This window comes from Roseicyclus marinus (genome assembly GCF_036322625.1).
Lineage (GTDB): Bacteria > Pseudomonadota > Alphaproteobacteria > Rhodobacterales > Rhodobacteraceae > Roseicyclus > Roseicyclus marinus_A.
Genome location: NZ_AP027266.1, coordinates 720,293 through 734,526 on the forward strand (window position 1 = coordinate 720,293; position 14,234 = coordinate 734,526).

Here is a 14,234-nt window from a genome sequence, read left to right on the forward strand (position 1 = left end):
TTTCGGCCCATGCGCTATATCTCGACCCGGGGTCAGGCCCCGGTGCTCACCTTCGAAGACACGATGCTGACGGGATTGGCGCGCGATGGCGGGCTTTACGTGCCCGAGACGCTGCCGCGCATGAGTGCCGCCGAGATCGCGGCGCTGGCGGGCCTGTCCTATGAGGACGTCGCCTTTCGCGTGATGCGGCCCTTCGTGGGCGAGAGTTTCACCGACGCCGAATTCGGCGATTGCATCGCGCGGGCCTATGCGGGGTTCGGCCATGCGGCGCGCGCGCCGCTCAAGCAATTGCAGGACAATCATTTCCTGCTCGAACTGTTCCACGGGCCGACGCTGGCCTTCAAGGATTTCGCGATGCAGCTGATCGGCCAGCTGTTCCAGACGGCGCTGGCGCGGTCGGGCGAGCGGGTGACCATCGTGGGGGCCACGAGCGGGGATACCGGATCAGCGGCGATGGAGGCGTTCCGGGGGCTCGAGAATGTCGATGTCTTCATCCTTTACCCGCATGGCCGGGTGTCGGATGTGCAGCGCCGCCAGATGACGACCGTGTCCGAGGCCAATGCCCATGCGCTGGCCATCGACGGCACGTTCGACGATGCGCAGGCGCGGTTGAAGGACATGTTCAACGATTTCGTCTTTCGCGACGAGGTGCGGCTGGCGGGCGTGAATTCGATCAATTTCGCCCGGGTTCTGGCGCAGGTGGTCTATTATTTCACCGCCGCCGTGGCGCTGGGGGCACCGCATCGCGAGGTGTCGTTCTGTGTGCCGACGGGGAATTTCGGCGATATCTTTGCCGGATACCTGGCCAAGAGGATGGGCTTGCCCATCGCGCGGCTGGTGGTGGCGACGAACCAGAACGATATCCTGCACCGGGCGCTGTCGACGGGGGATTACGTGACCCAAGGGGTTGCCCCCTCGATCAGCCCGTCGATGGATATCCAGGTGTCGTCCAATTTCGAGCGCGCGCTGTTCGATGCCTATGGGCGCGACGGGGCGGCGGTGGCGCAGTTGATGGCGGAGTTGAAGGCGGGGGGGTTCCATATCTCCCAAGGGGCGCTGGAGGCGTTGCGGAGCGATTTCGCGAGCGGGCGCGCGTCGGAGGCCGAAACCTCGGCCATGATCGCGCGATCAAGGGGCGAGATGGGCGAGCTTTTGTGCCCGCATTCGGCGGTGGGTGTGCATGTGGCGCAAGATTTCCTGGGGGCGGTGCCGATGGTGACGCTGGCCACCGCGCATCCGGCGAAATTCCCCGATGCGGTGGAGGCGGCCACGGGCATCAGGCCCGCGCTGCCCGCGCGCATGGCGGATCTGTTCGAGCGGCCCGAGCGGGTGAGCCGTGTGCCCAATGACCTGACAGCCCTCGAGGCCCATGTGCGCGAGGCGTTGGCCCGGTGAGCGTCTCCGTCCATACATTGTCGAACGGTCTGCGGGTCGTGACCGAGCATATGCCGGGGCTGGAGAGCGCCGCGCTGGGCCTGTGGGTCTCGGCGGGGGGACGCCACGAGGCGCCCGAGCAAAACGGTGTCGCGCATTTCCTGGAACACATGGCGTTCAAGGGCACGGCGCGGCGCAGCGCGCTTCAGATCGCCGAAGAGATCGAGGATGTGGGCGGTTACATCAACGCCTATACGAGCCGCGAGGTGACGGCCTATTACGCGCGGGTGTTGCGGCAGGATGTGGCCCTCGCGCTCGACCTGATCGCCGATATCGTGCTGAACCCGGTGTTCGATCCGCGCGAGATCGAGGTGGAGCGGGGCGTGATCTTGCAGGAGATCGGGCAGGCCGCCGATACGCCCGACGACATCATTTTCGACTGGTTGCAGGAAGAGGCCTATCCGGGCCAGGCGCTGGGGCGCACGATCCTGGGGCCGGCGGAGCGGGTGCGGGCCTTTGACCGGGGGGATTTCGACCGGTTCGTGGCCGAGCATTACGGGGCGGGCCAGCTGATCCTGTCGGCGGCGGGCGCGGTCGATCACGACGAGATCGTGCGGCTGGCCGAGGCCGCCTTTGGCCATCTGCCGGCATCGCGGCCGGTGGTGCCGGAACCCGCCGTTTTCGCGGGTGGTGAGCGGCGGGTGGTGAAAAAGCTTGAACAGGCGCATTTCACCCTTGCGCTGGAGGCGCCCGGCTACCGGTCGGACGATATCTATACCGCCCAGATCTATGCCAGTGCGCTTGGCGGCGGCATGTCGTCGAGGCTGTTCCAGGAGATCCGGGAAAAGCGGGGCCTGTGCTACACGATCTATGCCTCGGTCGGGAGTTACGACGATACGGGGATGCTGACGATCTATGCCGGGACATCGGGCAAGGAATTGCCGGAGCTGGTGGGGCTGACAGTGGATGAATTGCGCCGCTCGGCCGAGGATATGAGCGAGGCCGAACTGGCCCGCGCTCGGGCGCAGATGAAGGCGGGGCTTTTGATGGGGCTGGAAAGCCCTTCGTCCCGGGCGGAGCGCCTGGCGCGGCTGGTGGCGATCTGGAACCGGGTGCCGCCGCTCGAGGAAACGGTTGCGCGGATCGATGCGGTCAATCTGGCGTGGCTCAGGGACCATGCGGGGGCGCTGGTCGCATCGGGGCAGGCGGCGATGGCGCTTTACGGGCCGGTGGCCAAGGCCCCCGAGCTGGGCCGGGTCAGGGAGCGTCTGGCGGCGTGATGCTGGCGCGCAAACGGCATCTGCGGCTGGAGACCGAGCGGCTGACGCTGCGGCTGCCGCGCCATGCCGATTACCGGTCCTGGGCGGCGCTGCGCGATGCCTCGCACGCCTTCCTGACGCCCTGGGAGCCGACATGGGCCCCCGACCATCTGAGCCGCAAGAGTTTCACGGGACGGGTCTATTGGTCGCAACGGGCGCTGGGGCAGGGGAGCGCCGTGCCGCTCTTCATCTTTCGCCGCGCGGACGAGGTGCTGCTGGGGGCGATCACGCTCGACAATATCCGGCGGGGGCCTGCGCAGGCGGCGACGCTGGGCTATTGGATCGGCGAGGTCCATGCCCGCCAGGGCTACATGCGGGAGGCGATCGGGGCGGTGGTCCATTACGCGTTTCGCGAATTGGACCTGAGCCGGGTCGAGGCCGCCTGCCTGCCGGAAAACGCCGCCTCGCGCGGGGTGCTGGAAAAGGCGGGGTTCAAATACGAAGGCGTGGCGCAGAGCTATCTTCAGATCGCGGGGCGCTGGCGCAACCATGTGCTGTACGCGCATCTGCGCCATGACCGGCGCGGGCGGACCGAGATCGGGTGACGCCCTGCCGGCACGAGGAGGGGAGCGAGAGAATGACCGAGATCGCCGAAAGACTGGCCGCGATCCTGCCGGCCGCAGCCCTGCGCGCGGTGACGCCGAGCTACCTGGAGGAGCCGCGCGGGCGCTGGCAGGGGCAGGCGGCGGCCATCGTGGCACCGGGATCGGTGGCGGAGGTCGCAGCCGTGCTGCGGCTGTGCAGCGACTTGCGCGCGCCGGTCATCCCCTATGGCGGGGGCACGGGGCTGGTGGGCGGGCAATTGGCCGAAGACGGCACGCCGCCGGTCATCTTGTCGATGGAACGGATGCGCGTGATCCGGCACTTCGATGCCGAGGCGGGCACGATGATCGTGGAGGCCGGCGCGATCCTCTCGGAGATCCATGCCGCCGCCGAGGCCGAGGATTGGATTTTCCCGCTCACGCTGGCCAGCCAGGGATCGGCGCGGTTGGGCGGGCTGTTGGCCACCAATGCGGGCGGGGTGAACGTGATCCGCTACGGCAATGCGCGCGATCTGGTGCTGGGGGTCGAGGCGGTGCTGGCCGATGGCACGGTGATCGACACGCTGTCGCCCCTGCGCAAGGACAACACGGGCTATGACCTGCGGCATCTGCTGATCGGCTCGGAGGGGACGCTGGGGGTGATCACGGCAGCCTCGCTCAGGCTTTTCCCGAAACCGGCGGCTGTGGGGGCCGCGATGATGGTCGTGCCCTCGCCCGAGGCGGCGCTGGGCCTGTTGAAACTGGCGCAGGCGCGCGTGGGCCCCTCGCTCTCGGCTTTCGAGCTGATCGGGCGCGAGGGGCTGATGTTTCTCGACGAGGTGGGGCCCGAGACGCGCCAGCCCTTCGATCCGCGCCCCGATTGGATCTGCCTGATCGATCTGGGCATGGGGGCGGGGACAAGCCCCGAGGCGGCGCTGGAAGAGCTGTTCGCCGAAGCCTTCGAGCAGGATCTGGTCAGCGACGGCGTGATCGCGCAATCCGAGGCGCAGAGGGCCGAATTCTGGGCGCTTCGGGAAAACATTCCGGCGGCCAACCGCCGGATCGGGGCGGTTTCCTCGCATGACATCTCGGTGCCTGTTGCCGCCGTGCCCCGCTTCATCGCGGAGGCCCCGGCACGGATCGGCGCGGTGGGGGAGTTCCGGCTGAATTGTTTCGGCCACATGGGCGACGGGAACCTGCATTACAACGTCTTTCCCATGCCCGGCAAATCGCGCGCCGATCACGAGAACCAGCGCGGCGCGATCAAGCGGGCGGTCCATGACCTGGTGCAGGAGCTGGGCGGGTCGGTCTCGGCGGAACACGGGGTCGGGCGGCTGAAGGTCGAGGACCTGGAGCGCTATGGCGATCCGGGCAAGCTCAAGGCGATGCGCGCGATCAAGGCGGCGCTGGACCCGCTGGGCATCCTGAACCCAGGCGCGGTGCTGCGGGCCTGACGGGCCGGGGCCCCGCCTCGCGCCCCTGTTGGGGGCGCTCCTTGGGGTGGTGGCGTATCCGGTGCCATGGCTGGCGGCGGGCCTGTGGGGTCTGTGGGAGCCTCCGGCGGGGATATTTTTGAAACAGAGAAGATGGGGACAAGGATGACCCCGACCGGTCAAGCAGCCGGTCGGGGCTTCTCCGTTTGCGGTCATCGGCGTCCCCGCCTGTACCGCAAGACCAGCCTGCGCCGAAAAGGGTAAAGAAAGCGTTTAGAGCCGTCTCTGTTTTCCAAATATCCCGGGGGAGGCGCGCAAGGCGCGACGGGGGGCTGGCCCCCCTCCGCCCTCTCCGTCAGCCCCGGACGCCTGCGAAGCGCGCGGCCCAATCCTCCCGCGTGGCGTCGTCGATCTTGGCGAAGAGCACGTCGGGCACGGTGAAAGCCTGTCCCGGCTTCAGGGCGGCGAGTGCCGTTTCGGCGCTTTCGGGCCAGGTGGGGTTCATGCCCATGGCGTCGGCCATGGTCCGGGCCGCATCGGGGATGAAGGGCGCGGAGAGGCCCGCATAGAAGGGGATGAGGTTCAGCGCGAGCCGCGTGATGGCTGCGGCGCGGACGGGGTCTTCCTTGAACACGGTCCAGGGGCCTGCCGATTGCAGGTATTCGTTGCCTGCGACCCAGATCGCGCGCAGCTCGGCCGCGGCCTTGCGGATCTCGATCGCGTCCATATGCGCCTCGTAGCGGCGCAGGCGGGTGTCCAGATCGGCGATGAGCGCCGCCTCCTGCGGGCCGTAGCTGCCGCCCTCGGGCACGGTCTCGCCGAATTTGGAGCGGCAGAACTTGGTGATCCGGCTCACGAAATTGCCAAGGACATCGGCGAGGTCCTTGTTCACGTCCTGTTGGAACGCCTCCCAGGTGAATTCCGTGTCCGAGGTTTCGGGGACATGGGACAGGAGCCACCAGCGCCAGTAATCGGCGGGCAGGATCTCGAGCGCCTGGTCCATGAAGACGCCGCGCCCCTGGCTGGTGGAGAACTGGCCGCCGTCATAATTCAGGTAGTTGAAGGATTTGATGTAATCGACGAGCTTCCACGGCTCGCCCGAGCCGAGGATCGTGGAGGGGAAGGAGAGCGTGTGGAAGGGCACGTTGTCCTTGCCCATGAACTGGACGTAGCGCACGTCCTCTGCGCCCTTGTCGGTGCGCCACCAGCGTTCCCAACCTTTCTCCGATCCGGGGCCCTTGCCCGCCTCGACCCATTCGGCGGCGCAGGCGATGTATTCGATGGGGGCGTCGAACCAGACGTAGAAGACCTTGCCCTCCATCCCCGGCCAATCCTGATCGCCCTTTTTCACCGGGATGCCCCAGTCGAGGTCGCGGGTGATGCCGCGATCCTGCAGCCCGTCGCCATCGTCGAGCCATTTGCGGGCGATCGACGTGGTCAGGATCGGCCAGTCCGTCTTGCTGTCGATCCAGGCGCGCAGCTGGTCGCGCATGGCCGATTGGCGCAGGTAGAGATGCTTGGTCTCGCGCACCTCGAGGTCGGTGGAGCCGGAGATCGCGGAGCGGGGGTTGATGAGGTCGGTGGGGTCGAGCTGCTTGGTGCAATTCTCGCATTGATCCCCGCGCGCCTTGTCATAGCCGCAATTGGGGCAGGTGCCCTCGATGTAGCGGTCGGGCAGGAAGCGGCCGTCGGCGTTGGAATAGACCTGTTTCTCGGCGACTTCGCGGATCAGGCCGGCCTCGGCCAGACGGCCCGCGAAATGCTGGGTCAGGCGGTGGTTCTGGGGCGAGGAGGAGCGGCCGAAATGGTCGAAGGACAGCCGGAAGCCGCGCCCGAGCGCGTCCTGCACGGCCCACATCTCGGCGCAGTAGTCGGCCACGGGTTTGCCGGCCTTGGCGGCGGCAAGCTCGGCGGGGGTGCCGTGTTCGTCGGTGGCGCAGAGAAACAGCACCTCGTCGCCGCGGGCGCGCTTGTAGCGGGCGAAGAGATCGGCGGGCAGCTGGCTGCCCACCAGATTGCCCAGGTGCTTGATCCCGTTGATATAGGGGATCGCCGAGGTGATGAGGATGCGTGCCATGGCCGTGCCTTGCCCTTCTTGCCCGTCGGATGCGCGTGAGGCCCCGTTTAGCGGGCGGGCGCGGGCAAGGCCAGAGGGCAGGTTTACTGCGCGGTATAGCCGCCGTCGACGAGGTGGTAGGAGCCGGTGACGAAGGCGGCGCGGTCCGACAGGAGGTAGCAGACGAGGGAAGAGACCTCTTCCGGGGTGCCCATGCGCTTGAGGGCATGCATCCCTTCGAGGGCTTTTCGGGTGTCGGCGTCAAGGGCCGCTTCGACCAGCGGCGTGTGGATGAAGGCGGGCCCCACGGCATTGACGCGGATCTTGTCGGCGGCATGGTCGAGCGCCGCGGCCCGCGTCAGACCCAAAAGCGCATGTTTGGCCGCGACATAGGCGGAGGCCCCGGCAAAGCCCACGGTGCCGAGAATGGAGGAGATGTTGACGATCGCCCCCCCCGCGCCGGAGGCTTTCATGGCGGGGATGGCGTGGCGCATGCCGTAGAAGACGCCATGGAGGTTCACGTCGATGACCCTGTGCCAGCCGTCGAGGGGATATTCGCCCAAGGGGGCGAGCGGTCCGCCGATGCCTGCATTGTTCACCAGGAGGTGCAGGCCCCCTGTCCGTGTCACGGCGGCATCGACCATGCGCGCGACCTGGTGGGCGTCGGAGACATCGGCGGCGATGGCAAGGGCATCATGGCCGATGGCCCGGGCTGCGGCTGTCGTCTTGGCCATGTCGAGATCGGCCAGAAGGACGCGCGCGCCGCTTTCGGCAAGCTCGCGCGCGATGGCAAGGCCGATGCCCGAGGCAGCCCCGGTGACGATGGCGGTTTTCCCGTCGAAACGAATGTCCATGGTGGTGTCCCCCTTGGGTCTGGTCCGTGAGATGGGGCAAGGCTGGCACGGATGGCGGGGGGCCACCTTGTCCGGGATCAAGGACGGGGGAGGGGAAAGGGTCAGCGCGGGCGGCGGAAGATGCGCCCGACAAGGAAGGAGGTCCGCGGGATCCAGACATAGGGGTTGCGCATGCCCGCGGCGGGGCGGCGGCGCATGCGGATCAGGCCGAAGATCACGAGCCCCACATGCGCGAGCGCGATCAGCGCGAAAAGCGCCGCCGGGCCATAGGCCGCGATCAGCCATGCGGTGACGACGGGGGCGGCGATGGCCCCCAGCGCATAGAAGAACATGAGGGCTGCGGACAATTCGACCCGCTGGTCATCCTCGGCCCAGTCATGGGCATGGGCGGCGGCGATGGAATAGATCGGAAAGGTCGCCGCCCCGAAGACGAGCGCCGCGAAAAAGATCGCGATCACGCCAAGGCCGGAAAAGCCGACGGTCACGCCGCAGGCCGCGATGGAAAAGACCGAAAACCACATCAGGACCGTGCGGCGGTCATGGCGGTCGGCGGCCCAGCCTGCGGGCCATTGCGCGAAGGCCCCGCCAAGGACATAGGCCGCGAGAAACAGGCCGATCTGGTCGGCGGTCAGCCCCACCTGCGCGCCATAGAGCGGGCCCACCATGCGAAAGGCCGCGCCCGAGACGCCCGAGGTGATGACGCCCGCCACCGCAAGGGGCGAGAGCCGCCAGGCAAGACCGGGGCGCAGGCGCGGGGCCTCACCCGTTTCGGGCTGGGGGGTGCGGGTCAGCGTCAGCGGCAGAAGTGCTGCGATGCACAGGATGCCCAGGAGGTTGTAGGAGACATAGGAGGCCGGATCGAGAACCCCGATCATCAGCTGCGCGACCAGGCTGCCGCCGGTATCGACCATGCGGTAGGTGCCCATGGTGCGGCCCCGGTTGGCATTGTCGGTCTTGGCCTGCAACCACGCCTCGATCACCGTGTAGCAGCCCGCCACGCAAAAGCCGGTCGCCGCGCGCATCAGCGACCAGGCATAGGGGTCGACGACCATCATATGGGCCAGAAGCCCGATGGCGCCTGCCGCGATGAAGGCCGCGAAGGCGCGGGAATGGCCGACCGAGCCCATGACGCGCGGGGCCCACCAGCAGCCGATGAAGAAGCCGAAGAAATGCGCGGAGCCCAGAAGGCCGATCTGCCCGTTGGTGAAGCCCAGCTCCGTGCCCGAGAGCACGTCGAGCGGCCCCACGCCGCCCGAGGAGAGTTGCAAGAGCAGCACCGAGAGAAACAGCGCGGCGAAGGAGATGATGAGGCGCATCGGGTCGGGGGGCCTTGGGGTCTTGTCCGTCTTGCGTAGCGGGCCGGGAGGCGGGATGCACGTGTGTTTTCGTCAGAAGGGGGTCGGTTTTCGGGGGGTGATGGGCGCCAAGGTCTCCAACGCGGGACAAAGCGGACGTTCGAACGGCGCACCCGCGCGGACCCAAGGCCGCAGGCCGCCGCGCATCGACGGGCCGCCCCCCGGCCCGGCGATTTGTCGACGCCAGCGCGCCGTTTCGACCTTTTCCGGACTTGGCTGGCATAAAGCACAAGGCTCTACCGACGGATCGCCGTACCGCGGCCCGTCGACGCGCGGCTCCTCATGACAAAGGCAAGAGGCTCCAAGCCGTCTTTCGCCGTGCAGTGAATGAACCTCCACCCCGTCCACGTCCCTCCCGCCGCTTTCGACCAAACCCCGCACCATTCCCCTTGCACGGAGCGGTTGAGCGCTTGGCGGCTTCGGGCCGGGCTGAGGCCCCGGTCATGGCCTTCGTCCCTTGCACCCGTTCCTCTACGGGCGGTTTGGGGGTCGGCATCGACCGCCTCTCCGCCCCGCGTGTTCCCCCTCGCGCCCGGTGGCGCGTTGCGGCGGCAAGGGGCGGAGGCCCCGGGGAAGGACGGTGTCGACTTGCCGAGGTCGGAGGGGGGCGGGCGGGGCCCGCCCCCGGTCAGATCAGCATCCGGCGGGGATCGGCGATGAGCCTTGCGTAATGCGACAGGAAGCGCGCGGCGTCGGCCCCGTTGATCACGCGGTGGTCATAGGAGAGATCGAGGGGCACCATGGGCACCGGGCGCGGCGTGTCGCCCTCCCAGACGGTCACGGTTTCCGTGCGCGTCAGGCCGAGGATCGCCACTTCGGGCGGGTTCACGATGGGGGTGAAGGCCGTGCCGCCGATGCCGCCCAGGTTGGTGATGGTCATGGAGGCGCCGCCCATCTCTTGCGGGCCGATCTTGCGGGCCTGCGCGCGGGCGGCGAGATCCGCGATCTCGGCCGCGATGGTCCAGAGCCCCTTGCGGTCGGCGTTGCGGATCACGGGAACCATGAGGCCATGTTCGGTGTCCACGGCGATGCCGATATGGACGTACTCCTTGAGGATCAGCGTCTCGCCATCGGGCGAGAGCGAGGCGTTGAAGCGGGGAAAGGCGCGAAGGCTGCGCGCCAGGGCCGCGACATGGAAGGCCAGCGCCGTCAGTTTCACGCCGCGCGCCTCGGCCTCGGGGCGCCAGGCTTTGCGCAGGCTCTCGATGGCGGTCATGTCGGCGCGGTCGTGGTGGGTGACGGCGGGGATGAGCATCTGGGCCGCCGCGAGGTTGCGGGCGGCGACCTGGGCGAAGCGGCTCATCTTTTCATGGGTCACCGGGCCATGGGCGGCATGGTCCACATCCCAATAGGCGGTATCGGCGGCGGGCGCAGAGGCGGGGGCGGGGGCCGCGCCCGCCAGATCCTCGGGGCCGATCGTGGTGCGCCCGAGGCGCTGGGCCAGCGCGTCGATGTCGATGCCCTTTTCCAGTGCGAGACGCCGGGTGGTGGGGCTGGCTGCGATATCTGTCATGGTCGCGTCCCTTACCAATCAGCCGAGATGTACTGGGTTTCCATGAATTCGAGCATCCCCTCATGCCCGCCCTCGCGACCCAAGCCCGATTGCTTGGTCCCGCCAAAGGGGGCTGCCGGGTCGGAGACGAGACCCCGGTTCAGGCCCACCATGCCGTAATCGAGCCGCTCGCAAACCTGCATCGCGCGGCGGAAATCGCGGCTGAAGACGTAAGCGACAAGCCCGTATTCGGTGGCATTGGCGCGCGCGATGGCGTCTTCCTCGTCGGTGAAGGTCTGGATCGCGGCCACGGGGCCGAAGATCTCGTCATGGACGCAATCGGCATCCTGCGGGACATTCGACAGGACCGTGGGCGGGTAGAAATAGCCCGGACCCTCGGGGATCGTGCCGCCGCATTCGAGCGTCGCGCCCTTGGCCAGCGCATCGGCGACGAAGGCCGCCACCTTGTCGCGGGTGCCTGCATTGACCAGCGGGCCGACATCGACGCCGGGATCGCTGCCATCGCCGACTTTCAGCGCCGACATCCGCGCGGCAAGGCGCTGGGTGAATTCGGCGGCGATGCTCTCGTGCACATAGATGCGGTTGGCGGCGGTGCAGGCCTCGCCCAGGTTGCGCATCTTGGCGAGCATCGTGCCGTTTATGGCGGTGTCCATGTCGGCGTCATGGAGCACCAGGACCGGCGCATTGCCGCCCAGTTCCATGGCCGGTTTCAGCACCTGGTCGGCGGCGGATTTCAGAAGCGTGCGGCCCACGCCCGTAGAGCCGGTGAAGCTGACCACGCGGACGCGGGGGTCGTGCAGCATGTGATCGACCAGCGCGCCCGTGCGTTTCGAGGGCAGCACGTTCACAAGGCCCTTGGGCACGCCCGCCTCTTCCAACAGGGGCATCAGCGCGAGCATGGTGAGGGGCGTCTCGGAGGCCGGTTTGATGATCACGGCGCAGCCTGCCGCGAGCGCCGGCGCGATTTTCCGCGTGCCCATGGCGGCGGGATAGTTCCAGGGCGTGATCAGAACGGCAAGGCCCGCGGGCTTGTGCTGGACCATTATGCGGGCGCCCGATGCCGGGGCGCGCGTGATCATTCCATCGGCGCGCACGGCTTCTTCGGCGAACCAGCGGAAGAATTCGGCGGCATAGGCGGCCTCGCCCATGGCATCGGCGCGCGCCTTGCCGTTTTCGAGCGTGATGAGGCGGGCGAAATCCTCGAGCCGGGCGGTCATGAGTTCCCAGGCGCGGCGCAGCACCTCGGAGCGGTCGCGGGGTGTGCGCTTGGCCCAATCGGCCATGGCGCGTTCGGCGGCATCGAGGGCTGCATCGGCATCCGCGATCTCGGCAGAGGCGACGGAGGCGATGACCTGTTCCGTGGCCGGGTTGATCACGTCGAAGCGCGTGTCGGTCTTGTGCCATGCGCCGTCGATGTAGAGGTCGGTATGAAGCATCTGGGATATCCCCCGTGTCAGAGCAGGTGGCGGAGCGGCTGCTCCATCCGGCCCGCGAATTCGGTCAGAAGCGCGAGAGCGGCCTCGGCGGAGAGCTGGTCTGCGGCGCATTCCAGCGTGATCGAGAGGCCGGTGCCGTCCGGGACGAGCGTCAGGACAGGCGCATCCTCGGCCCCCATCGCGACACTGGCCACGCGCGTGGCGCGCAGGTCGCGGAGCCGGAGCGCGGGTGGCGCGTCGGTGCCGGTTTCGGTGACGCTGCCAAGCGCACGGCCCGGCGGCACGGTGAAGTGTCGCGTGGTGCCGAACCGGTCGATGGCGATCGTGACGGGCTCAGGCTGGCCCAGGCTTGCGCCCACAAGCCCCGCAAGGATCGCATCGGCATCGCTGAGCGACAGGTCGCGGGCGGCCCAGGCGACAAAGCCGGTCAACCCATCCTCGGGGCAGAGCGCGGTCAGGCGGCGGGAGGCTGGGGCCTCCGTCCGGGGCTGGGGCGCAGCGGCAACGGGCAGCGCCCGGAGCGTATCCAGATCGGTGACGTGAAAGGGTTGGGGATGCCCCGCCTCGACCAAGCGCGCAAGGTCGAGCCCCTGTTCCCGCGCAAGGCGGCGGGCCTTGGGCGAGGCGAGGATGCGGTCGCCCGACATTGGGGCCGTGGCAGGGGCCGGTTTCGCGGCGGCGGGGGCCTGTTTGGCCGGGGCGGATTTTGCCGTATCCGCCTTGGCCGGTTCCGGTTCCGGTTTCGGGTCGGCCTTGGCGGCAGGCTGGGGCGCGCTGTCCTTGAGCGCGCGGGCGACGGGCGCCTCGGGCCGCGTGTCGGACAGGATCGCCACGGGCGCGCCCACCGGCACCTCTTCGCCCGGTTGGGCGAGCGTTGCGGCCAGCCAGCCCTTGCGGCCTGCCTCCACCTCCATCGTGCTCTTGTCGGTTTCGACCTCGAAGAGGATATCCTCGGGCGCGACCTCGTCGCCCGGTGCCTTGAGCCAGGACACGAGGAGGCCGGTATCTTGAGCCATGCCCAGTTGCGGCATGGTGATCTTGTGGCCCTCGGGCAGGCTGTCGCCTGCGGCGGGTCTGTCGGTCGTGGTGGCGTCGGGCGCTTGGGGGTCGCCTGTGTCGTCCGTCCCCGTCTCTTCGGGGCTGTCGGTGATGCGGGCGATGACCTGACCCACGGGCACATCCGCGCCCTCGGGATAGGCCACGCCGGTCAGGTAGCCGTCGGCGGGGCTTTCGACCTCCATCACGGCCTTGTCGGTTTCCACCTCGAAGAGCGCATCGCCCTTGGTCACGGCCTCGCCCGGGGATTTGAGCCAGGACACGATCTTGCCCGCATCCTGCGCCATGCCGAGCTGGGGCATGGTCACGTCACGCGGCATCTGTCATCTCCCCGGCGCAAAGCTTGCGGGCATTGGCGGCCACGGCTTCGGGGGTGGGCACGGTCAGATCCTCGAGCGCGGGGCTGAAGGGGACGGGCACATCCATCGCCCCCATCCGCAGGACGGGCGCATCGAGGTGGTAGAAGGCCTTTTCGTTCAGGCGGCTCGCGATTTCGGCGGTCACGCCGTAGCTTTGATGCCCCTCGTCGATGACGATGGCGCGGCTGGTCTTTTTCACGCTGTCGAGAAGCGTTTTTTCATCCAGGGGCACGATGGTGCGGGGGTCGATCACCTCGGCCTCGATGCCGTCTTGTGCAAGAAGGGCGGCGGCCTTTTCGGCCACCTGCACCATCGACGAGGTGGCAATGAGCGTGATGTCGCGCCCTTCCCGCTTCACGTTGGCGACACCGAAGGGGATCAGGTATTCCTCCTCCGGCACGGGGGCCTTGTCCTGGTACATCAGCTTGTCTTCGAAGATGACGACCGGGTTGTTGTCGCGGATGGCCGTCTTCATCAGGCCCTTGGCCTCGTAGGCGGACGAGGGCAGCGCGACCTTGAGGCCGGGGATATGGGCCACGAGCGCCTGCAGGGATTGGCTGTGCTGCGCCGCCGAGCGCCGCGTCGCGCCAAGGTTGGTGCGCAGCACCATCGGCACGGTCAGCTTGCCGCCCGACATGTAATGCTGCTTGGCCGCCTGGTTGCAGAGCTGATCCATCACCAGGTAGATGAAATCGCCGAACATCAGGTCGACGACAGGCCGAGCGCCGGTCATGGCCGCGCCCACTGCCATGCCGACAAACCCCGGTTCGGAAATCGGCGTGTCGATGACGCGGCCCGTGCCGAATTCCTCGACGAGGCCCGACAGGACCTTGAAGGGCGTGCCCGCCTCGGCCACATCCTCGCCCAGGATGAAGACCGTGGGATCACGGCGCATTTCCTCGGCCAGCGCCTCGTTCACGGCTTGGGACAGGGTGATTTCCCGCATCGTCATTCCTCC

General features: G+C 68.1%; 11 protein-coding genes. 4 read left to right on the forward strand and 7 right to left on the reverse strand.

Annotated elements, in window-relative coordinates; translation table 11 throughout:
* Positions 1-9: 9 nt before the first annotated feature.
* From thrC to AABA51_RS03540, 4 genes are read left to right on the forward strand one after another with little or no spacing between them, the layout of a single operon-like run.
* Positions 10-1,395, forward strand: coding sequence for a threonine synthase (thrC, locus tag AABA51_RS03525; RefSeq protein WP_338274461.1), 1,386 nt, complete (start codon positions 10-12; stop codon positions 1,393-1,395).
* The gene (locus tag AABA51_RS03530; RefSeq protein ID WP_338274463.1) at positions 1,392-2,654 is read left to right on the forward strand and encodes a M16 family metallopeptidase; all 1,263 of its coding nucleotides are present in this window, start codon (positions 1,392-1,394) and stop codon (positions 2,652-2,654) included. The genes thrC and AABA51_RS03530 overlap by 4 nt, the downstream gene beginning before the upstream one ends.
* A complete protein-coding gene (locus AABA51_RS03535) occupies positions 2,654-3,238 on the forward strand; it encodes a GNAT family N-acetyltransferase (RefSeq protein WP_338276420.1) in 585 nt (194 codons plus the stop codon). The genes AABA51_RS03530 and AABA51_RS03535 overlap by 1 nt, the downstream gene beginning before the upstream one ends.
* Before the next feature lie 32 nt (positions 3,239-3,270).
* Complete coding sequence (locus AABA51_RS03540) at positions 3,271-4,668, forward strand: FAD-binding oxidoreductase (protein WP_338274465.1); 1,398 nt, start codon at positions 3,271-3,273, stop codon at positions 4,666-4,668.
* Between the two features lie 334 nt (positions 4,669-5,002).
* On the opposite strand, the gene metG is transcribed toward AABA51_RS03540, so the two are convergent.
* The 7 genes from metG to AABA51_RS03575 all read right to left on the reverse strand — a co-directional run bounded on the left by metG (position 5,003) and on the right by AABA51_RS03575 (position 14,222).
* Positions 5,003-6,724, reverse strand: coding sequence for a methionine--tRNA ligase (gene metG, locus AABA51_RS03545; protein WP_338274467.1), 1,722 nt, complete (start codon positions 6,722-6,724; stop codon positions 5,003-5,005).
* An 83-nt stretch (positions 6,725-6,807) separates the two neighbouring features.
* Positions 6,808-7,557 (reverse strand): SDR family NAD(P)-dependent oxidoreductase, encoded by a 750-nt coding sequence (locus tag AABA51_RS03550; RefSeq protein WP_338274469.1) that lies wholly within the window; start codon positions 7,555-7,557, stop codon positions 6,808-6,810.
* A gap of 101 nt (positions 7,558-7,658) precedes the next feature.
* Positions 7,659-8,873: an MFS transporter gene (locus tag AABA51_RS03555; RefSeq protein WP_338274471.1), complete on the reverse strand. Its 1,215-nt coding sequence runs from the start codon at positions 8,871-8,873 to the stop codon at positions 7,659-7,661.
* Positions 8,874-9,540: 667 nt separating this feature from the next.
* A complete protein-coding gene (locus AABA51_RS03560) occupies positions 9,541-10,425 on the reverse strand; it encodes a 2-oxo acid dehydrogenase subunit E2 (protein ID WP_338274473.1) in 885 nt (294 codons plus the stop codon).
* Positions 10,426-10,436: 11 nt separating this feature from the next.
* Positions 10,437-11,861 carry an NAD-dependent succinate-semialdehyde dehydrogenase gene (locus tag AABA51_RS03565; protein ID WP_338274475.1) on the reverse strand — a complete coding sequence of 475 codons (1,425 nt, stop codon included), beginning with the start codon at positions 11,859-11,861 and terminating at the stop codon, positions 10,437-10,439.
* Between the two features lie 17 nt (positions 11,862-11,878).
* A complete protein-coding gene (locus AABA51_RS03570; protein ID WP_338274477.1) occupies positions 11,879-13,237 on the reverse strand; it encodes a biotin/lipoyl-containing protein in 1,359 nt (452 codons plus the stop codon).
* The gene (locus tag AABA51_RS03575; protein ID WP_338274479.1) at positions 13,227-14,222 is read right to left on the reverse strand and encodes an alpha-ketoacid dehydrogenase subunit beta; all 996 of its coding nucleotides are present in this window, start codon (positions 14,220-14,222) and stop codon (positions 13,227-13,229) included. Before AABA51_RS03575 ends, AABA51_RS03570 begins: the two co-directional genes overlap by 11 nt.
* Between the last annotated feature and the right edge of the window lie 12 nt (positions 14,223-14,234).

Coding starts and splice junctions, on each gene's coding strand:
- thrC (WP_338274461.1), top strand. CDS start 10: ATGCGCTATATCTCGACCCGGGGTCAGGCCCCGGTGCTCACCTTCGAA.
- AABA51_RS03535 (WP_338276420.1), top strand. CDS start 2,654: ATGCTGGCGCGCAAACGGCATCTGCGGCTGGAGACCGAGCGGCTGACG.
- AABA51_RS03540 (WP_338274465.1), top strand. CDS start 3,271: ATGACCGAGATCGCCGAAAGACTGGCCGCGATCCTGCCGGCCGCAGCC.
- metG (WP_338274467.1), bottom strand. CDS start 6,724: ATGGCACGCATCCTCATCACCTCGGCGATCCCCTATATCAACGGGATC.
- AABA51_RS03550 (WP_338274469.1), bottom strand. CDS start 7,557: ATGGACATTCGTTTCGACGGGAAAACCGCCATCGTCACCGGGGCTGCC.
- AABA51_RS03555 (WP_338274471.1), bottom strand. CDS start 8,873: ATGCGCCTCATCATCTCCTTCGCCGCGCTGTTTCTCTCGGTGCTGCTC.
- AABA51_RS03560 (WP_338274473.1), bottom strand. CDS start 10,425: ATGACAGATATCGCAGCCAGCCCCACCACCCGGCGTCTCGCACTGGAA.
- AABA51_RS03565 (WP_338274475.1), bottom strand. CDS start 11,861: ATGCTTCATACCGACCTCTACATCGACGGCGCATGGCACAAGACCGAC.
- AABA51_RS03570 (WP_338274477.1), bottom strand. CDS start 13,237: ATGCCGCGTGACGTGACCATGCCCCAGCTCGGCATGGCGCAGGATGCG.
- AABA51_RS03575 (WP_338274479.1), bottom strand. CDS start 14,222: ATGCGGGAAATCACCCTGTCCCAAGCCGTGAACGAGGCGCTGGCCGAG.